Source organism: Exiguobacterium sp. s39 (genome assembly GCF_018618925.1).
GTDB classification, from domain to species: domain Bacteria; phylum Bacillota; class Bacilli; order Exiguobacteriales; family Exiguobacteriaceae; genus Exiguobacterium_A; species Exiguobacterium_A abrahamii.
Map to the genome: position 1 here is coordinate 1,517,483 of NZ_JACSNA010000001.1, position 21,066 is coordinate 1,538,548.

The following is a 21,066-nucleotide window of genomic DNA, read 5'->3' on the forward strand; positions in this document are numbered from 1 at the left end:
TTAGCTGAGTGACAAGACGAAAGGACAGGATTTTTTCATGATCTATCTCGATTACGCAGCGACGACTCCGCTGCATCCACAAGCACTCGATCATTATCAACAAGCCGCTCAGTCGTTCTACGGCAACAGTTCTTCTCTTCATGACATCGGTGGGAACGCTGAACGTTTACTCGAACGAGCCCGTCAGTATCTGATGCAACAATTGGCTCAACAAGAAGGAACCGTCATCTTTACAGGGAGTGGATCAGAAGCGAACTACATCGCTTTGACACATCTGATGCGACAGAGTAACAAATCAGTTGTCTTGACACTTCGATGTGAACACGACTCGGTCTTGCTTCCGCTTGCACGCTGGGCACAAGAAACACGACATCTTTCTTTATTACCGGACGGAACGTTCGATTGGGAACAGTTCGTCGCAGCTTGTACGGACGAAATCGGTGTTGTCTCGATTCAACATGTCAATTCGGATACGGGGTTTCGTTTTCCGGTCGAACGGATCGCAGCATACTGTCAATCGCGCGGGATTCTGTTTCATTGCGATGGTGTCCAAGGATTTTTAAAAGATGCAATCAACATCGACGCTTTTGATGCCTACACGATGAGTAGTCATAAAGTGTATGGACCAAAAGGATTGGGTGCCCTTTATTTGCGGCGTCCACTCTTCAGCCCTTATTACGAGGGACACCACGAATTCGGAATCCGTCCAGGCACAGTGGACGTTCCAGGAATTGCTGCGTTCATCGCTGCCTGTGAGGCGTCTCGATTAGAAAATCCAGGAATCCAAGCTTCAAGCCGTCGATTTCGTGGTATGCTAAAAAAAACATTGTCTTCGTCTCGTTACACGATGATTGAGTCGCCGACGCAACTCGCTTCCATCTGCGCCATCCATACGAAACAACGGGACGGTCAATACGCGTTGCTCGCCTTGAATCGTGCTGGAATCGCGGTTTCCGCTGGTAGTGCCTGTCGGGCTGGAGAAAACGGTCCGAATGCGACATTACGTGCCATCGGCTTTGACGAATCAGCGGCTCATGGGTTGATTCGACTCAGTTTTGGAAGACACACGACGAACGAAGAAATCGAACAGTGCATTGATGTGTTGAACACAATTTCATGACACTGGAGAAAGGTAGGAGACATGATGGGGAAACGCATCTCCGGAGAAGAACGCCGGAAATCATTACTTCGTATGATTGAGGAAAGTGAGCAACCTGTCACAGGAACGGCACTGGCGAAACAAGCAGGTGTCAGTCGCCAAGTGATCGTGCAGGATTTATCATTGTTAAAGGCAAAAGGATATCCTGTCATCGCGACAGCTCGTGGCTATTTCATCAATGATCCGGAAGTCGACGGCTCAAAATTACGTCGCAAGATCGTCTGTCGTCACGGCATCGATCAGTTAAAGGATGAGTGTGACGCCATCGTCGACGAGGGTGTCGTCGTCCGCGATGTCATCATCGAACATCCCGTGTACGGCTTCATCACTGGAGAGTTGATGCTGAAAAGCCGCCGAGATGTCCGCGTACTGCTAGAGCAGCTAAAGGAGACGCAAGCCACTCCACTCTCGAGCCTGACGGACGGAGTCCATATTCATACACTTGAAGCGGAGCATGAGGAAGCACTGGAAGCAGCCATTGCGAAACTCGATCGTCTCGGAATTCTCGTTTCGGAGCTCGATGTCTGAACATACAAAAACCGCCTATTCCTAGGGAATAAGCGGTTTTTTTATCGTTCAATCGGTTCAAGTCGTGTCTCCGGCATCGTAGATGGCGGATCGAACGTTGCTAAGACTTTGCGGACGCGTCGGTTTTCGATATGCAAGACGGTCAACGTGACACGTTCATAACGCATCGCCGTTCCGACGTCCGGCAATTGTCCGCTCTCCTCCATGATCCATCCCCCAAGAGACTGGGCGTCCGTGTCCGGCATCGTCAATTGAAATTGCTGACAGAAGTCTTCAATGTCATACTCTGCTAGACATTCGTATTGCTCTGGACCAATCCGTTTCGTATATTCCAATGATTCGTCGTGTTCATCCCAAATCTCCCCGACGATTTCTTCTAAAATATCCTCAAGGGTGATCAGACCTGCCGTCCCTCCGAATTCATCAAGGACGACTGCCATGTGGGACTGTTTGACTTTGAGTTCCGGTAATAAATCCATCAATCGTGTCTGTGGTACGACGAACGATACCGGTCGAATCCATTCTCGGATATCAACGGAGCCGTTCTTCACGTATGCACGCAGAAAGTCCCGCTCCGATAATACACCGATGACGTGATCAATCGAATCCTTATAGACCGGTAGACGAGAATAGCCACCCTTCTGGACCTCTGCAAGGATGTCTTCAAGCCGCGCATCAATATCGATTGCCTGAATATCCATGCGAGGTGTCAGTGCATCCTCAACCGTCACATGTTGAAAATCAACCGCTTGGTGAACGAGTTCCGCCTCTGCAAGCCCCATGATCCCCTCTTCCTGACTGATATCAACAAGTGCCTTGAGTTCCTGTTCGGTCACGAGCGGTCCTTTCGGATCTGCTCCAATCAACCGAAGCGCAAACTGACGTAAGCGAAGTAACAGAAAAACGAGCGGTCGAAAGCACAATAAGAAGAAACGAAGCGGACGTCCGATTAATAACACGTAACGTTCCGTATGCTCACGGGCATACGACTTCGGAATCAATTCTCCAAACAATAGCAACAAAAAGAACAGCGCGAGAAAGGCAACGGTTTGTGTCGCTATCGTCTCGACGAACTGAATGATCCACCAACCACCAAATAAGATAAAGGCGACGTTGACGATCGTATTCCCAATCAAAATCGAAGTCAGTGTCTCTTCGTAACGTTGAAGTAAGCGAAACACACGGGACGCACGCGCGTCCCCTGCTTCCGATTGGTGCAACAACCGCAACCGATTGACACTCGCGAGTGCTGTCTCGGCTGAGGAAAAGAACGCGGATAACATGAGAATCGGAATTAACCAAACGAATGAAATCATGGGCAATGGGTCCACGATGCTTTCACACTCCGTTTCCTAATGGAATGAATCGCTTAGAATGATGACTCGACGAATTCGAACTCGAAATCACGGATTCGAACGACATCGCCGTCGATCGCACCAAGACGACGTAACTCTTCGTCGACACCCATTTGACGCAGTGTCCGAGCGAAACGTTTAATCGATTCTTCACGCATGAAGTTCGTCATCGTGAAGAGTTTTTCGATTCGTGGTCCTTTGATGACGAAGCAATCGTCTTCATCTTTTGTGATCGTAAAGCCAGCTTCTGGTGCTTCGTAACCGTAGACGACACGTGGTGTCGCCGTTTTCTCTTCGAGTTCCTCAAGACCGAATTCTGGTGTCGCATCAACGAGGTCAGCGATTCGGAATAAGAGATCGCGTAATCCTTGACGTGTTGCTGCTGAAATCTCGAATACCTCAAGATCCGGGAAAGCTTCCTTGAAGGCTTCGAGATGTTCTGCCGCATCCGGCATATCCATCTTGTTCGCGACGACGACTTGTGGACGCTCTGTCAAACGAAGATTATAGTCTGCGAGCTCTTTATTGATGATGTTGTAGTCTTCGATCGGATCGCGTCCTTCCATCCCACTCATGTCGATGACGTGGACGATGACTTTCGTCCGCTCGACGTGACGGAGGAACTGATGACCGAGTCCAACACCTTCACTTGCCCCTTCAATCAATCCTGGCAAGTCAGCCATGACGAAGCTACGGCTATCTTCCGTTTCGACGACACCGATGTTCGGCGTGATCGTCGTGAAGTGATACGCTCCGATTTTCGGACGTGCTGCTGAAACGACCGATAACATCGTTGATTTCCCGACGCTCGGGAAGCCGACGAGACCAACGTCTGCTAGCATCTTCAGTTCAAGCTTCAAGTACTTCTCTTCTCCTGGCTCACCGTTTTCCGCGTGCTCTGGAGCTGGGTTGGCTGGTGTCGCAAAACGTGTATTCCCACGTCCGCCACGTCCGCCTTTTGCGACAATTGCTTGTTGTCCGTGATGGACGAGGTCAGCGATGACCGCGTTCGTATCATCATCGTAGACGACTGTGCCCGGTGGAACCTTGACGATTAAATGCTCGGCTTTACGACCGTGCATGCCTTTTGACATTCCGTTTTCACCTTGAACTGCTTTAAAGTGACGTTTGTAACGGAAGTCCATCAATGTCCGAAGTCCTTCGTCAACTTCGAGGACGACGTGAGCTCCATGACCACCGTCACCGCCGGCTGGTCCACCGTCTGGAACGTATTTCTCGCGACGGAACGCTACTTGTCCACGTCCTCCGTCACCTGCTTTTACATAAATATTTACCTGATCGACAAACATGTCGGATCCCTCCTCTTACTTCTCTTCCTCAAACGGAAGACTTTCAATCTCAATCACACACTCATTTTCCGTCTGCGACTCGATTTCCATCGGCGTCACTAGATCTTCAAGGCGCGACATATCTAGTAGATCCCGATAGATCTCGATGGTCACGCCCTCGTGGAAGGTCACGGATACTTCTCCTACTCCTACATCAATCATGGCGATGGCTGCTTCGACGAGTTGTTTCAACCGCTCATCTTCCATGTGGGGTGCTCCGATGACATCATACGTCACAGTTTTGCCTGACCATTCAGCTTGCAGTAACGCCAGTGCGGTTTTCGGCAATCCGATTCGCCCTAGACGTCCTTCCCGAGATGCTTGCTCCCGGTACGCCGAACAGATCGACTCGACTGCTTGTTCGTCTCCGATCGCGCCATACGAACGGACGAGTTGTATCCGGTTCAACCACTCGTGACGAAGAGTCTTTAATAGATCAAGTACCTGCTGTTCCTCCATCGGTCGTTCCCTCCTAAAAAAAACAGACCCTAACCCTCGAAAGTGGCTAGAGTCTGCTTCGTCGATCCTTATGCTGGGTAAACGCTGACTTGTTTCTTGTCGCGTCCGAGACGTTCGAAACGAACGACACCAGTTGCAGTTGCGAAAAGTGTATCATCGCCACCACGTCCGACGTTCATACCTGGGTGAATCTTCGTACCGCGTTGACGGTAGAGGATTGAACCAGCAGAAACAGTTTGACCGTCTGCACGTTTCGCCCCAAGGCGTTTCGATTGCGAGTCACGACCGTTCTTTGTCGAACCTACCCCTTTTTTCGATGCGAAGAACTGAAGATTAAGTTTCAACATGTGGAATCCACCTCCTATACTTGTTCAAGTTGGATAAACTCACCGTAACTTTCAGCGATGGTACCAAGCTGGACCAAAGTCGCCTCCAGTAACAATTGGGTGCGTTCACTGACATCCGGTGCTAAGTCAGCGTACGGTTCTACATAAAAGTAGCCACCCTCTTGTTGTTCTGCCATTTCAAGGAGCAGGACCTGCCCGAGTAATGCTTCTATGGCATTGTATGCCCCGAAGATCACCGACGAGACGCCGGCGCAGACAAGGTCGAGACCTGGTTCTGCAAACTCGGCATGTCCTGTCACTTCGATGGAGCGGACGAGTTCCGCTTCATCTCGTCGAATCTTGACACGTATCATGGCTTACGCTTCGATTTTCTCGATGCGGACCTTCGTGTAAGGTTGACGGTGACCTTGCTTACGACGGTAGTTCTTTTTCGCTTTCATTTTGAAGACAGTGATCTTTTTCGCGCGAGCGTGTTTGATGACCGTTGCTACGACCTTCGCACCTTCTACGAGTGGAGCGCCGACTTTAACATCGTCACCACCAAGGATCAATACTTCACCAAATTCGACTGTGCTGTCGACGTCTGCGTTTAATTTCTCAACGTAGATTTCTTGGCCAGCTTCGACTTTGACTTGTTTACCACCAGCTTTGATAATTGCGTACATTACGTGCACCTCCTCTTAGGAACTCAGACTCGCCATCACGGGCAGCGAATGCTTTAAAACCCGGTCTGTGCGGTTGTAGTCATTTGGGTGCTTCCAAACGAACTAACGTTATTCAGAATACCAAACGTTCTTCTACCTTGTCAATGCTGTTCTGAAGGATTATTCCGATCGCTTGATGAAATCGAGACAGTCTTGTGACGCCCCCGTGAACAGGACCGCTGGATCGCCTTCGAGCACATGGACTTCGAGCGGTTGACGAGAGATGAATTCGTCCTGCAACAGATGCCGTGGTGCACGAATCACGACCGCTTCCGCATAGGTCGCAATCTCAAGTAACTTCGGTTCAATCAAGCGATAGACACTCAATCGCGTCCACTGCCCGGATTCCTGTGAACGTTCCTGTAGCGATTTCCCGTGACGTTGTCGTGTCAGTTCGCATAAGCCCATCTTCGTAAACCCATAGACTTCGATTTGTTTCGTCTCGAGCGCTGCCCGTTCTTTAAGGAGTTGGGTCACCCGTGTCTGACCTTTACTTGAGCCACGTAAGAAATCGATCGCAATCATGCCACTGATGTTGCGCAACCGTAATTGACGCATGACTTCGACAGCAGCCGCTTCATTTATCTGGTCAAACGTCCGCTTTTGTTCCTTGACGGAAATCGTCTTCCCACTGTTGACGTCGATGACAGTCATCGTCTCGACTTCTTCAATCAAGAGATACGCTCCCCCGTCGAGCCAGACGACGCGTTGCATCGCCTTCTCGATTGCTCCGTCGATTGCTTCCATCTCGGGTAAGCGCCCTTTTCGTAGCGACCGTTCGACAGAAAGACCAAGTAGTTCGAGTCGTTCCTTTTCCTGACGCGTCATGACGAGTGCTTCCATGACGTGCGGAAGACGTTTCGCTTCTTGGACGATCAGTGCCTCGTCTTGTTCAAGACGCGGTGCCTGCATGAGTTCTTTATGTCGTGTCCGTAATGATTGCAATTCTTGCTTCAATTCGTCGATTGATGCTTTTGCTGCCTCCGTCCGGTAGAGAATCCCCTCTTCGTCCGTCGTCGTCAGTTGCTCCGCCAGTTGACGCTGGACGACGAGATCCAGCTTTCGACTGAAACGGATGCGTCGACCGTACGGGAAATAGACGAGATAACGTCCACCATAGGTGATGTTCTGCGTCACTTTGTGTTGTTTCGGTGCAACGCCCTCTTTGACGACCTGGACGAGTAACGTCTGTCCGACCTGGACGGCTTGTCCGATTGTCGGTACGCCCGGATAACGGCGCAACGCTTCAATCGTCTCATTCAGCGGTAAGTAAAGCGGTGTACCGTCGGTCGCAATCAAAAAGGCTGCTCCGAGCGTCGGATGCAACCGGTCGACCTTGGCATAGACGAAAGTGCCAACCCGTATCTCGTCGCGCATCCGCTCATGGTATTCAATCAATCGACCGCCTTCGACCAATGCCAATCGTTCAAGCGAAGCGGTCTGTTCACTAATCCATCGCATACTGATCCCTCCAAAAAAATTAGACTAGGCGCGACGATGTCGTCCTAGTCTAATTTCCCATTCTTATTTCATCCCAAGCATCTTCTTCAATTTGATGAAGAACCCTTTTTGCGGTTGTTCATTTAAATCAAGCAGTGGTACAGATTCTCCAAGAATCCGGCGAGCGATGTTACGGTAGCCGAGTCCAGCCCGGTTATCCGGATTCATCGTCACAGGCACACCACGGTGGGAAGCGGCGATGACTTCTTCATCATCGATGATCAGACCAAGCAGATCGATCGAAAGAATACGCATGATCTCATCGATGTCGAGCATATCGCCAGATGCCATCATGTGTGAACGCACCCGGTTGATGACGAGTTTCGGAACGATGTTTCGTTCTGAGCGCTCGAGCATCCCGATGATCCGATCCGCATCTTGAACGGCTGCTTTTTCCGGTGTCGTCACGACGACGGCTTCATCGGCTCCAGCGATCGCATTCATGAAGCCTTGTTCGATTCCTGCAGGGCAATCGATCAAGACGAAGTCGTATTCGAGTTTCAGTGTATCGATGATTGCCTTCACCTGTTCGGGTGTGACGGAGGACTTATCCTTTGATTGAGCAGCAGGCAACAGATACATCTCTTCAAAACGTTTATCGCGGACGAGCGCTTGGTGCAACTTACATTGCCCTGTCACGACGTCAACGATGTTATAGATACTCCGGTTATCGAGACCAAGCACGATATCCAGATTACGTAACCCGATATCCGTATCAACGAGGCAAACGGAATGTCCCATCAATGCAAGTGCTGTTCCGATGTTTGCAGTCGTCGTTGTCTTTCCGACGCCACCTTTACCGGATGTGACGACGATGGCGCGTCCCATGTTCGTCTTCGCCTCCATATGTACCTGTTCTTTCACTTGTTCCATATCCGTCACCCTCTTTCACTATCAATCGCAAACTGATCCATCCGCGCGAGCGGAACGGTTTGAAGGCGGGAGAATTCCACCCCGTCTTCGCCTAAAAATGCACAACCCATATCGAGAGCAGGAATCGGTGCGTCGTCCGGTTCTTCGTGGACGGTGCCAGCGACTGCGACCCATTTCGGTTGCAATACACTCGCAGCGATGACGGCTTCCGTATTGCCACCTTTACCTGCATGAACGGTACCACGTAAAGCACCGAGACAATAGATACTTCCTGTCGCATGGACGACCGCACCCGGATTGATATCTCCGATGATGACGATCGATCCTTCGACGTCTAATACGTGCCCACTGCGCGCCGTTCCACCGAAGTAATGAAACGTTCGCTCTCCGTACAAGGCTTTTGCCTCGTCCTTCGTGATGCACTCACTATCATAGCCTTTGAAAGAGAAGGAATCATGTCGCGCGACGATAGATTCGACGGCCGTCAACACCCCTTCATCGACATAACGTCGACCGAAGAAGAAGGTGATCGGTACGGCGCGTCCGTTCTCGACGGATTTGTCCGCAAGCGTCAACTCTAAATCGTCAAGAAATTCATCCACACTGCACCTTTCATTCACATAGACGGCGAGGCCACCACGATGACCTTTCATCGTTACATAACGTTTACGCTCAATCATGACTCATCCTCTTTTCTCGTCAAGGGTCGACTGCACGAGTCGGGTCATCGGATAATACAGGATGATGATCCCGATCAGCTGCGCAACCAGACTCCTTGGAATGATCTGTGTCGCAAGTTCCTGGAAGGAGACACCGACACCCACGACCGAAGCCGTGAAGAAATATATATCGAGTTCATACAAAATGGCACTGAACGTGAACGTGACAAGAATCGTCAATACGTTCTCCTTTACATATTTTAGCACGAAGCTACTAAAAAGCGGAATGGCGGATAACGCAAATAAGTAAATGCCGATGATATCGGAGTAAACGAAATCATACAGCAATCCGAAAACGAGTCCGAATCCAAGTGCCTGTTCAAGTTTTCCGTACCGACCGAGGAACATCAGACCGATCAATGTCGCATGGATAACGTACGGCGAACCATCTCCGAGTGGTCCTGCGAACAACGTTCCCTCTAAGATAAAAAGAAGGAACACGGCGAAAAACAACTTAACGTTATTCACGAGTGTCCCCTCCCTTATCGGTCTCAGCGAAAGGTTCCTTCGCTTCGCGCTCAATCACGAAGACATGACCGAACTGTTCGAAGTCTGCTGCCGGTTTGACGTATGCGATTTTCGAAGCCCCATACTGATCGGATTTCACTTCCTCGATTTTTCCGATGACAATTCCGCTCGGATACTTCCCACCGAGACCGGACGTCGTGACGGTCTGCCCTTTTTTCAGCTTCGCATCATTCGGAATCTTCGTGAACTTGAGTAACTTCGACTCTTCATCAAAGCCTTCGATCGTACCGAAGACTCCTTTTCCTTTCGTGTCATCTGCCGTTGCCGAGACGTTATTCGTTCGACTCGTATCCGACATCAACTGCACGAGGGATGTATAAGCACTCGCCTGGATGACGCGACCGATCAGTCCATCTGCTGTTACGACGGCCATGTTCGGCTTGACTCCTTTTTGTTCGCCGATGTTAATCGTGACGAACCGTTGCCATTCGGACGATGTCCGACCGATCATCTCTGCCGGTAACAATTTGTAGTCGCGAATCGATCCGTTCAGGTCGAGCATATCCTTCAATTCTTTATTCTCACGTTCAAGATCACGGACTTTGACGGCATTGCCGGCATAGTCACTTAAGCGTGATTTCAAGTGTTCGTTCTCTTTGTACACGTCACGCACTTCTTTAATCGAAGTGACCGTATCATCAATCCAGCCAATCGGTGTCGCGAAAAGGCGTTGACCGACTCCCACGGTATCACGCACGAAGCTTTGATACCAGTGGGATTGGTTACGCCCTTGTAGCGAAATCCCGATCAAGATCACCAAAAGGAGAAAACTAAGGAGTGTGATGAGCAGTTTTCGATTATTTAAAAATCGCTTCATCGCTCATCCCGTCCTTATCTTTTTTGCGAGATGCCTGATTTCGAACGAAGAACATTCATCATCTCGAGTGATTTTCCTGTACCGATTGCGACACAATCGAGTGCATTTTCTGCAACGAGTGTCAAAATACGTGTTTCGTCTTCGATGACAGCGTCGAGGTTCTTCAAGAGTGCCCCACCGCCTGTCAAGACGATTCCGCGGTCCATGACGTCTGCTGATAATTCAGGAGGCGTCTGCTCAAGCGTGTGTTTGACACCTGCAAGAATCGCTTCGACCGTATCTGAGAGTGCGTCACAAATTTCCGCACTTGTGACTTCAATCTGTTTCGGAAGACCTGTGACGAGATCACGTCCACGGATTTCCATCGTTTCGTTTTCTGACTCTTCATCGATGCGAGCGTAACCGATCGTCATTTTCAACGTCTCAGCTGTCCGCTCCCCGATCATCAAGTTGTATTTCGATTTGATGTAACGAATGATCGACTCATCCATCTCATCACCACCGACACGGATCGATTGGCTCGTGACGATACCACCGAGTGAGATGACAGCAACTTCGGTTGTACCACCACCGATATCAACGACCATCGAGCCTGTTGGTTCTGAAACCGGAAGACCAGCTCCGATTGCTGCTGCGAATGGTTCTTCGATCGTGTACGCTTCACGCGCACCTGCAAGTTTCGCTGCATCTTCGACCGCACGTTTTTCGACTGATGTGATACCACTTGGTACACAGATCATGACGTTCGTCTTAGAAGAGAACAAGCCTTTTTTCTTCGAAGCTTGATCCATGAAATATTTGATCATCGTAGCGGTTGTTTCATAATCCGCGATAACCCCGTCTTTCATCGGGCGTCGTGCAGTCACGTTACCCGGCGTACGACCGATCATGTTTTTCGCTGCGTTACCGACAGCTTCAATTTTCCCTGTATCCGTACGGAAGGCGACGACGGATGGTTCGCGGACGACGATTCCTTGCCCCTTTACATACACAAGCGTGTTAGCCGTACCTAAGTCAATGCCGATTTCACGGCTGAATGATCCAAACATTATTCAAAAAACCCCTCTCTGAGAATACACTTCACTAATTATAACGGAAAAGCCTTCATTGGAAAGCGTTAAAACGTTACAGCTTGTTTACAGTTCGCCTTAGAAAACACACAAAAAAACGTCTGATGGAAAGAATCGAACCTTTCCCTTCAGACGTTATTCTTACATAAATCCGCGCTGTTTCATACTAATAAATTGTCCATGCCCGATGATGATGTGGTCAAGACAACTGATTCCAATGAGTCGTCCCGCCTCAACGAGTCGCTCGGATACCTCGATATCTTCCCGACTTGGCGTCGGGTCACCGGACGGATGATTGTGGACGGCGATGAAGTTCGCAGCCGAGCAGCGAATCGCTTCCCGGAAGACGTCTCGCGGGTGGACGATCGACGTGTTCAATCCTCCAATGAATAACGTCTTTTTCGAGACGACCTCATTTTTCGTATTCAAATACAGGCAGATGAAATGTTCCTGCTGATAGAGGCGCATCTCTTCTAACAACAGTTCGGCTGCGTCTTCAGGTGAACGGATCGTCGGTCGCACCCATTTGGGTTCAGTGACGAGCCGTCGACCGAGTTCTAGTCCAGCCATGATTTGTAGTGCCTTCGCCTTCCCGACCCCCGGTGCTTTTTCGAGCCCACCGACTCCCGCTGCCTCAAGTTCGATCAACGAAGGATAGATGTGCAGTAATTCTTCCGCGATTTCAAGCGGTGTCCGGTCGCGCGTTCCACTTCGGACGAGACATGCCAGTAACTCGACTGTCGTCGCTTGTGCCAAGCCTTTTAACTGAACCATATCCTTCGGCCATTCAATCACAGCATCCGACCTCTCTGTTTCAGGATTACGCAAACATCGGCTTGATGTCAAAGGACGCGAGACGTTTTGTGATCTCGTGGATCGGCAGTCCGACGACATTATAGTAATCGCCCTCGATCGCCTCGACGAACAGACCACCCATCGCTTGGATGCCATAGCCACCCGCTTTATCATAGGGCTCGTTCGTCGCGATATAGCCTTCCATCCACTCGTCTGGTAATGCACCAAAACGGACGTGCGTCGTCACGTCGAACGTCTCTTCCTTCTCTCCGAAGCGAATCGTCACGCCTGTCACGACTTCATGAGCACGTCCTGACAGACGCGCAAGCATCGCCCGCGCTTCAGAAATATCCGCCGGCTTCTCAAGAATCATGTCATCGATCGCGACGACCGTATCGGCAGCCAGAATGACACCATCTGCTGTAATCGCTCGCGCTTTCTTTTGTGATAGATGGCGAACGTATTCATGCGGTGACATCGGGTATGGTGCTTCTTCGACGACATTCGCCGGTACGACTTCATGAGGAACCCCGATTTGTTGTAGGAGTTCCGTCCGACGTGGTGAAGCCGACGCGAGAATCAAGTGTGGTTGCGTTATCATCAGTATCACGTTCTTTCCCGTTAATTTCGAATCGGATAATTCGAGTCATCGTTTAGTCTAACAAAAAACAAGCGGTCCCTAACAGTCTAGGAACCACTTGTTTTATCTTAATTTCCTGTCACATCGACAAACGGATCCGACTTCGGTGTCTTCTCCTCGAGTGGGGTTTGCTTATCCGGCGTCAGCTTCGTCAAATCCGGACGATAATACGATTCGATCTCGACTGTGAACGAGAGCATCTCATCCTCAAGTAAGACCGTTCCACTGCCTGGACCTGGTTCTTCCGGTCCTGACAACTGGATTTGGCGTAAGACCGTGATTCGATCCGTCCGCTCGATTTGTTTTAAGAATGCCATCAGTTCAACATACGATGGGGCTTCAACTGTTAGTGATGCCGGAAGTGGCGTTGCGTTCGCGGTGACCGGTGCAGCGGCAGTTGTTTCAGCCTGGTCCGATTCTGTCGCCATCGCTCCGTCAACTGCAGGCGTTGATGTCACCGGTGACTGTGGTGCTGTCTCTGTCGCCTGACCAAACGTGATCGACTGGACTTTGACACCGGCAATCTGACTCGACGCATTGATCGCATCGATGACGTCATCGTTTGACGCCGTCACTGGAACTTTTTGCTGCAAGAAGCTTGATTCAGCGACGTCGACTTTCTGTTCGTTCGCTTTCGCTTGCTCGAGTACCATCTGTTCTCGCTTCAACGTCGCTTCTTTTTCTTGCAACGTTTGGTGTGTCGTATACGTCGTATAACCGAAGTAACCAACCGCACCGAGGACGATCAAGATCGTTAGACCGAGGAGGATGAAGCTACTATAACGTTTCAATTGTCCGGCACCTCCTCGATTTCAGTCGTTACATTCGGATCAGTCGTCTCCGTCGTATCGGTCTCAGGAGTCGCTTCCGTCGAGCCATCCGTTTCCGATTCAGACGGCTGATCTTCTTTTGGTACTTCCGGATCAGCCTCGTTCGTCTCACCTTTGACGACTTCCGTCGGGTTGACGTTTAACGAGAATTGTCCGATATAACGGGGTTCTTCTGATTTGGCATCGTCAGACGGTGTAATTTCCGTCGTCGGGACTTCTTGTCCGGTCGTCGGATCAACCGTCGTTGTCGTGACGACGTCTGCCTTTTCATTCATCGTTCGTGTCGTCACGCTGGCAAGATTCGTTCCTGAGAAGACTTTATCCGTCAGTAGCTCGCGATAAAAATCGTTCAGTTCATCAAGCGTCTCGAATTGTGTCGTCATCGTCACGGCATGATCTGCTCCATAGGCGAATTGAAGAATGTAACCGCGCTCCGGGAGATAACGGGTAATCCGCTCAAGTGTTGGTACAGCAGGACGAGGCGTCGTTTCGAGTCCTTCGACCGTCTGTTTAAGTTGTGCAACTTCTTGTTTCGCCGATTGATCCGATTCCGACTGCAACTGACGGACGATCTGGATTTGATCGTTCGTCGATTCGACGCGGTCCGCGAATTGATCGGTTTGCCAGTAGAGATAGCCACCGGCGAGTCCTCCGAACAATAAGAGGATCAATGAAGCGACGAGTGGGTACTTCGGTGCTTCATCGTTTTCCGGTAACAAGTTGATGCGGTCTTTTCGCGGTGAAGCAAGACCAGCGAGTGGTAAGTAGGCCCGTGGAATCGACTGTCCGTCAATCGTCATCATGTCTGGAATCTCATCAAGGTTTAAATCGAAGTTTGACCGGAAACGCGTCGCCAGTTCATCACGGAACGGGAAGTCGCCGGCAAGGACGACGTTCGTGATTTCCCGTCCTTCGCGCGCGAGTGAAAAACGATAGAAATCGAGCACTCGTGAGAACTCGAGCAACATCTCGTCTAAGACGAGTTCGACCGTCGGATCATCTGAACGGTAACGGTAATGCAGTTGGTCGTCGATGACATCAACATCCCACGCGTCAGCCGCAAACGTATCAACGGAGCGAATCAAACGCGGCACGTGATCTTCGATGATGATCAGCTGATGGTTTGTTGCATTCGCATTCCAGATCAATAACGTATCGGCTTCCGTTGCGACCGGATGATGGGCTTCAATCCCGAAGTAGGTTGCGAGCGGTTGTGGTTCAGCTGCGACCAGTCGTAAATGCTTTTGTTTGAACAGTTGCGTATATTGCTTCAGCGCCTCGTTTGGCGCGGCATAGAGCATGATTTCTCGCTTGCCGTCTTCTTCCAGAACCGTGTAATCAAAATACGGTTCTTCAAACGGCAAGACGATACTATGTCCAATTTCCATGAATAAGTAACCGCGAATTTGATTCGTCTCGATCGTTTCCGGAATATCGAGTTTCCGGGCGAGAACGAGTGAACCATCAAGCGCCAGCACCGCTTGCGAGCCACGTGGTACTTTCAGCTTCGTCAGTAACCCGTCAAAGATGAAATCAAGCGAGGCTTCCGGTTGCAACCAGCCTCCTTGAAGTGTTCCCGGCGGCAGCGCGACGACTGCCCGGCGCTTAATGACGCCTTTTTTGACGACTGCACCGAAAATTGCGACATCGGTGAAATTAAAGTAAATATAGGTACCTTTACGCCGTTGCGCCATATGTACATTCTTCCTTTCTTAAAGCAGTAAATCGAGGTACCACGATACCCAATCATCCGCAAAATAATATGTCAGTAATGTCCCGACGGCAATCGACGGAACGAAGGGAATTGGTTGTTTCCGTTTCACGCGTCCGAGCCCAAGTAACGTTAAGCCAAGAACGGAACCGACGAATGCCGAGACGAACAAGGCAATGACGACGTGAAGCGGTCCAAGGAAGATCCCGAGTAGTCCGAACAGCTTGACATCCCCTGCCCCCATACCACGCCGGGAAGCAAGAAAGATGACGAATAATAGAACGAACCCGACGATTCCACCAATAATTGGATTATACCAGTTTTCGAGTGGAGAAAGGTAGCGCACAATCAAGGCAATCGGCAAAAAGATAAGTAAAATTTTATTCGGGATCAGCATGTACGCTAAGTCCGACATCGTCAAGATGAATAGCAAGCTCGTCAGGACGAGCGTCAACGCGAGTTCCATCGACCAACCGAACTGCCAGAAGGCATAGGCGTATAGGATCCCTCCGAGTAATTCAAGAGCTGGATACTTGATTGAGATCGACTGTCCGCAAGAGCGGCACTTCCCACCGAGTACTGCGTAACCGAGTACCGGTGTTAATTCGAGCGGTCCAAGAACATGTCCACACGTCGGACAATGGGAGCGTGGATGAACGATCGACTCCCCGACCGGAACGCGCAGACCGACGACGTTCGTAAACGACGTGATGAGTAAGCCTAACAAGAAAAAATAAACCGTGAAGACGATCGTCATGACACGACCTCCCTTTCAAAAAAGTTCAGAAAAAAACCCCCGAGGAGGGGGTAGTAATTACCAACGTTTTAGTGCAGATGGAGCTTTACTAGTAAAGTAGTCTTCATCGCCGTTAAGCGTTACAGAATAAGTATACTTACCAGCAGATTCTGTTACAGAAACAAAAGCATCTGTGTATTTTTCTGGTGAGTTAAACGGATCTTCCATGCTATCGATATACTTATCAAGAACTACACCATCATCTGCAGTGAAAGTCTCTCCGCCTTTTTCAACTCCCATTACAACTGTTTCCCCAGGTTTGATTGGGTTAGATGAAGTGTACAACTTCGCAGCCGATACTAGTTGCTTCGCATCTGAAACGACTGCATCCTTACGCGAGTTCTCGATCAATCCACCGATTGCGACGACAGCGATTGCTGCAATAATTCCTAAGATAACGACTACGACGAGTAACTCGATCAACGTCAGTCCGCGCTCATCGCGCATTTGTTTTGCATCTAACCAGATTTCTTTTAACCGTTCTACCATTACATTATGCCTCCCTAGTACTTTTTTACTGTGCGTGGCTAGTAGGTAATACTATCCAGACGAATACTATTATAGTAGCACCATATTTTTTGTAGATTATGTCTTTTTTTCACAACAGGTAAATGTTTTTACAATTGTCAACTTGCTTGTATATCCGAGTAAATTTTAAACATCGGTACGACGACGGCAATGACGATGACACCGACGATTGCTGCTAAGACAACAATCAAGAGTGGCTCAATAATCGACTTTAATCGGTCCGTTGTTGTCTCGACTTCCGTCTCATAAAAGTTCGCGACTTCCGTCAACATCGTATCAAGACGCCCTGACTCTTCCCCAATCGCAATCATCTGCGTGACGAGAGGTGGAAAATATTTGTTTTTCTCAAGTGGCTCGTGCATCGGAATCCCACGTGCCATCGCTTCGTTGGCACCCGCAATCCCCTTACGGATGATGCGGTTCGTGACGATTCGTTCTGTGATGTCGAGTGATGCCAAAATCGGGACCGAAGCGTTTAACAGTACAGATAAGCCACGCGTCATTAAGGCGATTTGTGACTTTTGAATCAATGGACCGAAGACCGGAATCATCAATAAGAAACGATCAAAGAAAATACGTTGTCGTTCATTTTTCAAATTAAAATACAGTAAGCCAATCAATCCAAACGCAATCAGTAACAGTACCCACCAATAGGCGACGAAGAAGTCGGATACGGCGACGACGAGTTTCGTGATTAACGGTAGTTCACTCCCGAGCTGATCGAAAATCGACGCAAAGGTCGGCACGACGTTCATCATCAAGAAGACGACGACTCCAACGGCAACGAGTGAAACGACTGCTGGGTAAATCAACGCCGAAATGACTTTCCGTTTGATTTCGTATTGTTTTTCAAGTTGAGTGACGATATTATCGAGCGCTTCTTCAAGATTCCCACTCGCTTCTCCCGCCATTGCCATACTGACGAAGAACGTATCAAAGACACGTGGATGTTTTTCGATCGCTTGAGAAAACTGGATGCCGCTCCGCAAGTCATCTTCGACCTCAACGAGTGCGCGTTCGAGTGGTTTCGACTCCGTCTGCTTCCGTAAAATTTCCGTCGCCTTGACGATTGAGACGCCGGACCGCACAAGTGTCGCGAACTGACGCGCATACATGACGAGATGCTCAATTTTCGGTTTTGCACTGAGAAACGTAATCTCTGTGTTCAACCCTTTCGATTCTTGTTTTTCGAGTGAGGTCACAGCAATCTGATCCGTCCGCAATCGTTCTGCGGCTTCTCGTTTCGTCAGTGCTGTTATCTTGCCTTTCTTTCGTTTGCCGGCAATCGTCCGACCTTCATAAATGAATACTGCCATGTGTTCACCCCGATATGTACGGTGATGCAGCAGAAGCCGGAATCAATCCCCGACTGACGAGATCCTGCAATGCCATCTGCATCGTCTGCATGCCGTATTGTTTACCCGTCTGCAGGACGGATTGAATCTGATATTCCTTACCGGTCCGAATCAAGTTCGATACAGCTGGTGTATCGACCATGATCTCGAGAGCTGCGACACGTCCTGTACCGTCTGAACGCGGCATCAGGCGTTGCGAGACGACGCCCGCAAGAACGTTCGCCAGTTGAGCCCGAATCTGATCTTGTTGCTCCGACGGAAAGACATCGATGATCCGGCTGACCGTCGAGGCAGCCGTCGACGTATGGACTGTCGCGAAGACAAGGTGACCCGTCTCTGCTGCTGTCACGGCTGTCGCAATCGTTTCAAGGTCTCGCATCTCTCCAAGCAAAATGACATCCGGATCTTGACGGAGCGCTGACCGCAACCCGGTCGCGAAACGTGGCGCATCGATCCCGATTTCCCGCTGATCGATCAGACTTTTATGATGACTATGTAAGTATTCAATCGGATCCTCAAGCGTAATGATTCGTTTGTACATTGTCTGATTGATTTCATTGATCATCGCTGCAAGTGTTGTCGATTTTCCGGAACCCGTCGGACCCGTCACGAGAATCAAGCCGTGTGGTTTCGTTAAGAATCGTTTTAAGACAGGTGGCAATGCTAATTGCTCAAGCGTCGGCACCTCGGTCGGAATCGTCCGAAACGCCATCGACAAAGCGCCTCGTTGATAAAAACAGTTGACCCGGTACCGGGCGACACCGGTTACACCGAACGAAAAATCGATGTCCCGGTCCTGCTTCAGCTGTAGATACATCTCTTCCGTGATCAACGATTGGACAAAACCATCAATGATGATCGGTTTCATCTTTTCTGTTCCAAACGGTGTCAACGTTCCGTTGATTCGAAAGACGGGTGGTGATCCTGCTGTCAAGTGAACATCGGACGCTCCTCGTTCTTTTGATGAGCGTAAAATATCTTCGATTTGTGCCCGTTCCATCGTACTGTTCATTCTGAAATCACCGTCCGTAAAATCTCTTCCGTCGTCGTAATCCCGTCCGCGACCTTTGATAGACCATCTGCAAGCAGGAATCGTTGACCTTGTCCCTTGACGTACGCTGTGATATCGCTTTCCGTCGATTGGTTCATGATCATCCGGCGTAACACTTCGTCGACCATGATGACCTCTTGAATCGCAACCCGTCCACGGTACCCCGTCATATTACAAGACGAGCAGCCACGACCACGCATCACAGTCGTCGCTTCGATTCCCTCTTGATCAAATAACTCTTGCTCTCGTTTCGAAATCGGATGAACTTCACCACAATCGCGACAGACACGGCGAACGAGTCGTTGTGCAATCAATCCACTGACAGAAGCAGCAACAAGGAACGGTTCGACACCCATATCAATCAATCGCGTGATCGAACTAACGGCAGAGTTCGTGTGTAAAGTCGAAAGAACCAAGTGTCCTGTCAACGAAGCACGAATCGAAATCTCAGCCGTCTCGATGTCTCGAATCTCCCCGACCATGACGACGTTCGGATCCTGACGAAGGATCGAGCGAAGACCGTTCGCAAACGTCAACCCAATCTTCGCGTTGACTTGAACTTGGTTGATCCCATCGACCTGGTACTCGACCGGATCTTCAACAGTGATGATGTTGCGTGACTCGTCGTTCAGCTCATTCAACGCAGCATACAACGTCGATGATTTACCGGAACCGGTTGGACCAGTGATCAAGATGATCCCGTTCGGGCGCTTCAGCATCTCTCGGAACTGTGATTCGTTTCGCGAACTAAAACCGATTTTTGAAATCGAGATGTTCGAGTTCGAGCTGTCAAGAATCCGGATAACGACCTTCTCGCCGTAAACGGTCGGCAAGGTCGAGACACGGAAATCATATGGTAACCCGTTAAAGATATATTTAATCCGTCCATCCTGTGGCAAGCGTGACTCGGTGATATCGAGTTCACTCATGACCTTGATCCGGGTCGTCAGAATGCTTTGGATCTGTTTCGGATAGTTGTTCTCCGTTCGTAATTCACCATCAATCCGGATTCGGATCGTCATCGACGTTTCCTGCGGATCCATATGAATATCCGATGCACGCTGGGCAATCGCGTTCTCTAAAATTTGATTGACGAGCCGGATGATGGGTGCATCTTCGCGTGTCACGACATCACGGGATTGATCCGACTCCATCATGTCGTCGGATTCGAGTAGCTCCCGTAACGACGAATCAATGTCGTAGTATTTCAGGATTGTTCGTCTGATTTCGTCACGCGTCGCGATTCCGACATCGATTGATAGACCGGTCTGCATCCGCAAATCGTCGATCGCGATCAAATCCATCGGATCCGCCATAGCGATGAACAAACGATTTCCTTCCCGGTAGACCGGGACGAGTGTATGTCGCTGTGCGAGGTCTTTTGAGATCAGTTTCGTGACGGCGACATCAACTGGATAGTTGTACAGCTGGATGATCGGAATCTTCAATTGGTGATGTAGCGCCTCTAATAATTGTTGTTCCGTCAAGTGACCAAGTCGAAGCAGTGCATCCCCGAGTTTTTCGGTCGATCGTTTGACCGTCAACGCCTCTTCGACTTGTTGCTCCGTCACGAGGCTTTCTTCGATCAACATTTCCCCTAAACGTTTTCGTTTCATTGCCATTTAACGTGTCATCCTTCCGCGTGCCATGTTTCTTCTTCCTCTAACACATCCGGTTTTTGATGTTTTTCATCCATTACACTCGTCACTGCTGCCGTCAACAGACATAAGACGACAATTCCGACGAGAACGAGTGGGTTCGTAATCCAGTCGAGCTGGATGCTGAAGTAGATCAACGTCACGATCAAAATCGCCGCAACGGATAAAATCGCTTTTGTCGTCACGGTCGTCACGTAAGGGATCGTCACTGCAAACATCAGACCACAGATGATTGTCGCTAGACCGATGATGATACCGAGTTCAATTGCTATCGTCGTCCAGTTCATCTTGTTT

At 49.7% G+C, this 21,066-nt stretch carries 24 protein-coding genes and 1 other annotated feature; of the genes, 2 read left to right on the forward strand and 22 right to left on the reverse strand.

Translation table 11 applies throughout. The features are described 5' to 3' along the window. Positions 1–37: 37 nt before the first annotated feature. Both KNQ11_RS08050 and KNQ11_RS08055 read left to right on the forward strand, forming a co-directional pair. The gene (locus KNQ11_RS08050) at positions 38–1,120 is read left to right on the forward strand and encodes a cysteine desulfurase family protein (protein WP_214771016.1); all 1,083 of its coding nucleotides are present in this window, start codon (positions 38–40) and stop codon (positions 1,118–1,120) included. Positions 1,121–1,144: 24 nt separating this feature from the next. Next, entirely contained in the window at positions 1,145–1,687 is a 543-nt protein-coding gene (locus tag KNQ11_RS08055) for a transcription repressor NadR (RefSeq protein ID WP_133207575.1), read from the forward strand. 41 nt (positions 1,688–1,728) lie between these two features. Here KNQ11_RS08055 and KNQ11_RS08060 read toward each other — a convergent pair whose 3' ends face one another. The 22 genes from KNQ11_RS08060 to KNQ11_RS08165 form a co-directional block, all read right to left on the reverse strand. Next, entirely contained in the window at positions 1,729–3,003 is a 1,275-nt protein-coding gene (locus KNQ11_RS08060; RefSeq protein ID WP_231681740.1) for a hemolysin family protein, read from the reverse strand. A gap of 53 nt (positions 3,004–3,056) precedes the next feature. After that, entirely contained in the window at positions 3,057–4,352 is a 1,296-nt protein-coding gene (gene obgE / locus KNQ11_RS08065; protein WP_050677601.1) for a GTPase ObgE, read from the reverse strand. A 15-nt stretch (positions 4,353–4,367) separates the two neighbouring features. Beyond that, positions 4,368–4,850, reverse strand: a complete 483-nt coding sequence (locus KNQ11_RS08070; RefSeq protein ID WP_047393635.1) for a Spo0B domain-containing protein — start codon at positions 4,848–4,850, stop codon at positions 4,368–4,370. Positions 4,851–4,918: 68 nt separating this feature from the next. After that, a complete protein-coding gene (gene rpmA, locus KNQ11_RS08075; protein WP_012370976.1) occupies positions 4,919–5,197 on the reverse strand; it encodes a 50S ribosomal protein L27 in 279 nt (92 codons plus the stop codon). A gap of 14 nt (positions 5,198–5,211) precedes the next feature. Beyond that, on the reverse strand, positions 5,212–5,550 hold the full coding sequence (locus KNQ11_RS08080) for a ribosomal-processing cysteine protease Prp (RefSeq protein WP_023468945.1): 339 nt from the start codon (positions 5,548–5,550) through the stop codon (positions 5,212–5,214). 3 nt (positions 5,551–5,553) lie between these two features. Beyond that, positions 5,554–5,862 (reverse strand): 50S ribosomal protein L21, encoded by a 309-nt coding sequence (gene rplU, locus KNQ11_RS08085; RefSeq protein ID WP_214771019.1) that lies wholly within the window; start codon positions 5,860–5,862, stop codon positions 5,554–5,556. Positions 5,863–5,877: 15 nt separating this feature from the next. Beyond that, positions 5,878–5,947 (reverse strand) — a sequence feature (ribosomal protein L21 leader region). 74 nt (positions 5,948–6,021) lie between these two features. Further along, positions 6,022–7,362 carry a ribonuclease E/G gene (locus tag KNQ11_RS08090; RefSeq protein ID WP_214771022.1) on the reverse strand — a complete coding sequence of 447 codons (1,341 nt, stop codon included), beginning with the start codon at positions 7,360–7,362 and terminating at the stop codon, positions 6,022–6,024. 63 nt (positions 7,363–7,425) lie between these two features. Further along, a complete protein-coding gene (minD, locus tag KNQ11_RS08095) occupies positions 7,426–8,229 on the reverse strand; it encodes a septum site-determining protein MinD (protein ID WP_214771916.1) in 804 nt (267 codons plus the stop codon). A gap of 50 nt (positions 8,230–8,279) precedes the next feature. After that, a complete protein-coding gene (locus tag KNQ11_RS08100; protein WP_035406484.1) occupies positions 8,280–8,954 on the reverse strand; it encodes a septum site-determining protein MinC in 675 nt (224 codons plus the stop codon). Positions 8,955–8,957: 3 nt separating this feature from the next. Beyond that, positions 8,958–9,461 (reverse strand): rod shape-determining protein MreD, encoded by a 504-nt coding sequence (mreD, locus tag KNQ11_RS08105; RefSeq protein ID WP_023468949.1) that lies wholly within the window; start codon positions 9,459–9,461, stop codon positions 8,958–8,960. Beyond that, positions 9,454–10,338, reverse strand: a complete 885-nt coding sequence (mreC, locus tag KNQ11_RS08110) for a rod shape-determining protein MreC (protein ID WP_214771025.1) — start codon at positions 10,336–10,338, stop codon at positions 9,454–9,456. The genes mreD and mreC overlap by 8 nt, the downstream gene beginning before the upstream one ends. Positions 10,339–10,352: 14 nt before the next feature. Then, complete coding sequence (locus KNQ11_RS08115) at positions 10,353–11,387, reverse strand: rod shape-determining protein (protein WP_029342258.1); 1,035 nt, start codon at positions 11,385–11,387, stop codon at positions 10,353–10,355. Positions 11,388–11,549: 162 nt separating this feature from the next. Then, positions 11,550–12,182, reverse strand: coding sequence for a RadC family protein (gene radC / locus KNQ11_RS08120; protein ID WP_050677672.1), 633 nt, complete (start codon positions 12,180–12,182; stop codon positions 11,550–11,552). Positions 12,183–12,228: 46 nt separating this feature from the next. Then, positions 12,229–12,804 (reverse strand): Maf family protein, encoded by a 576-nt coding sequence (locus KNQ11_RS08125; RefSeq protein WP_214771027.1) that lies wholly within the window; start codon positions 12,802–12,804, stop codon positions 12,229–12,231. Positions 12,805–12,911: 107 nt separating this feature from the next. After that, positions 12,912–13,634 carry a hypothetical protein gene (locus tag KNQ11_RS08130; protein ID WP_214771029.1) on the reverse strand — a complete coding sequence of 241 codons (723 nt, stop codon included), beginning with the start codon at positions 13,632–13,634 and terminating at the stop codon, positions 12,912–12,914. Then, a complete protein-coding gene (locus tag KNQ11_RS08135; protein WP_214771033.1) occupies positions 13,631–15,367 on the reverse strand; it encodes a type IV pilus biogenesis protein PilM in 1,737 nt (578 codons plus the stop codon). Before KNQ11_RS08135 ends, KNQ11_RS08130 begins: the two co-directional genes overlap by 4 nt. An 18-nt stretch (positions 15,368–15,385) precedes the next feature. After that, the gene (locus KNQ11_RS08140) at positions 15,386–16,141 is read right to left on the reverse strand and encodes a prepilin peptidase (RefSeq protein WP_035406466.1); all 756 of its coding nucleotides are present in this window, start codon (positions 16,139–16,141) and stop codon (positions 15,386–15,388) included. Between the two features lie 57 nt (positions 16,142–16,198). Continuing rightward, the gene (locus KNQ11_RS08145; RefSeq protein ID WP_214771036.1) at positions 16,199–16,669 is read right to left on the reverse strand and encodes a type II secretion system protein; all 471 of its coding nucleotides are present in this window, start codon (positions 16,667–16,669) and stop codon (positions 16,199–16,201) included. A gap of 137 nt (positions 16,670–16,806) precedes the next feature. Further along, positions 16,807–18,024, reverse strand: coding sequence for a type II secretion system F family protein (locus KNQ11_RS08150; protein WP_214771039.1), 1,218 nt, complete (start codon positions 18,022–18,024; stop codon positions 16,807–16,809). Positions 18,025–18,028: 4 nt separating this feature from the next. Further along, positions 18,029–19,075, reverse strand: a complete 1,047-nt coding sequence (locus tag KNQ11_RS08155; RefSeq protein ID WP_214771042.1) for a type IV pilus twitching motility protein PilT — start codon at positions 19,073–19,075, stop codon at positions 18,029–18,031. Continuing rightward, positions 19,072–20,736, reverse strand: a complete 1,665-nt coding sequence (locus tag KNQ11_RS08160; RefSeq protein ID WP_133207584.1) for a GspE/PulE family protein — start codon at positions 20,734–20,736, stop codon at positions 19,072–19,074. The genes KNQ11_RS08155 and KNQ11_RS08160 overlap by 4 nt, the downstream gene beginning before the upstream one ends. A gap of 8 nt (positions 20,737–20,744) precedes the next feature. Next, a complete protein-coding gene (locus KNQ11_RS08165; protein WP_029342268.1) occupies positions 20,745–21,059 on the reverse strand; it encodes a hypothetical protein in 315 nt (104 codons plus the stop codon). Positions 21,060–21,066: the final 7 nt, after the last annotated feature.

Bases quoted from the DNA above. Each gene is read 5' to 3' on its own strand.
- KNQ11_RS08050 (WP_214771016.1), top strand. From the start codon at position 38: ATGATCTATCTCGATTACGCAGCGACGACTCCGCTGCATCCACAAGCA.
- KNQ11_RS08055 (WP_133207575.1), top strand. From the start codon at position 1,145: ATGGGGAAACGCATCTCCGGAGAAGAACGCCGGAAATCATTACTTCGT.
- KNQ11_RS08060 (WP_231681740.1), bottom strand. From the start codon at position 3,003: ATGATTTCATTCGTTTGGTTAATTCCGATTCTCATGTTATCCGCGTTC.
- obgE (WP_050677601.1), bottom strand. From the start codon at position 4,352: ATGTTTGTCGATCAGGTAAATATTTATGTAAAAGCAGGTGACGGAGGA.
- KNQ11_RS08070 (WP_047393635.1), bottom strand. From the start codon at position 4,850: ATGGAGGAACAGCAGGTACTTGATCTATTAAAGACTCTTCGTCACGAG.
- rpmA (WP_012370976.1), bottom strand. From the start codon at position 5,197: ATGTTGAAACTTAATCTTCAGTTCTTCGCATCGAAAAAAGGGGTAGGT.
- KNQ11_RS08080 (WP_023468945.1), bottom strand. From the start codon at position 5,550: ATGATACGTGTCAAGATTCGACGAGATGAAGCGGAACTCGTCCGCTCC.
- rplU (WP_214771019.1), bottom strand. From the start codon at position 5,862: ATGTACGCAATTATCAAAGCTGGTGGTAAACAAGTCAAAGTCGAAGCT.
- KNQ11_RS08090 (WP_214771022.1), bottom strand. From the start codon at position 7,362: ATGCGATGGATTAGTGAACAGACCGCTTCGCTTGAACGATTGGCATTG.
- minD (WP_214771916.1), bottom strand. From the start codon at position 8,229: ATGGGACGCGCCATCGTCGTCACATCCGGTAAAGGTGGCGTCGGAAAG.
- KNQ11_RS08100 (WP_035406484.1), bottom strand. From the start codon at position 8,954: ATGATTGAGCGTAAACGTTATGTAACGATGAAAGGTCATCGTGGTGGC.
- mreC (WP_214771025.1), bottom strand. From the start codon at position 10,338: ATGAAGCGATTTTTAAATAATCGAAAACTGCTCATCACACTCCTTAGT.
- KNQ11_RS08115 (WP_029342258.1), bottom strand. From the start codon at position 11,387: ATGTTTGGATCATTCAGCCGTGAAATCGGCATTGACTTAGGTACGGCT.
- radC (WP_050677672.1), bottom strand. From the start codon at position 12,182: ATGGTTCAGTTAAAAGGCTTGGCACAAGCGACGACAGTCGAGTTACTG.
- KNQ11_RS08125 (WP_214771027.1), bottom strand. From the start codon at position 12,804: ATGATAACGCAACCACACTTGATTCTCGCGTCGGCTTCACCACGTCGG.
- KNQ11_RS08135 (WP_214771033.1), bottom strand. From the start codon at position 15,367: ATGGCGCAACGGCGTAAAGGTACCTATATTTACTTTAATTTCACCGAT.
- KNQ11_RS08140 (WP_035406466.1), bottom strand. From the start codon at position 16,141: ATGACGATCGTCTTCACGGTTTATTTTTTCTTGTTAGGCTTACTCATC.
- KNQ11_RS08145 (WP_214771036.1), bottom strand. From the start codon at position 16,669: ATGGTAGAACGGTTAAAAGAAATCTGGTTAGATGCAAAACAAATGCGC.
- KNQ11_RS08150 (WP_214771039.1), bottom strand. From the start codon at position 18,024: ATGGCAGTATTCATTTATGAAGGTCGGACGATTGCCGGCAAACGAAAG.
- KNQ11_RS08155 (WP_214771042.1), bottom strand. From the start codon at position 19,075: ATGAACAGTACGATGGAACGGGCACAAATCGAAGATATTTTACGCTCA.
- KNQ11_RS08160 (WP_133207584.1), bottom strand. From the start codon at position 20,736: ATGGCAATGAAACGAAAACGTTTAGGGGAAATGTTGATCGAAGAAAGC.
- KNQ11_RS08165 (WP_029342268.1), bottom strand. From the start codon at position 21,059: ATGAACTGGACGACGATAGCAATTGAACTCGGTATCATCATCGGTCTA.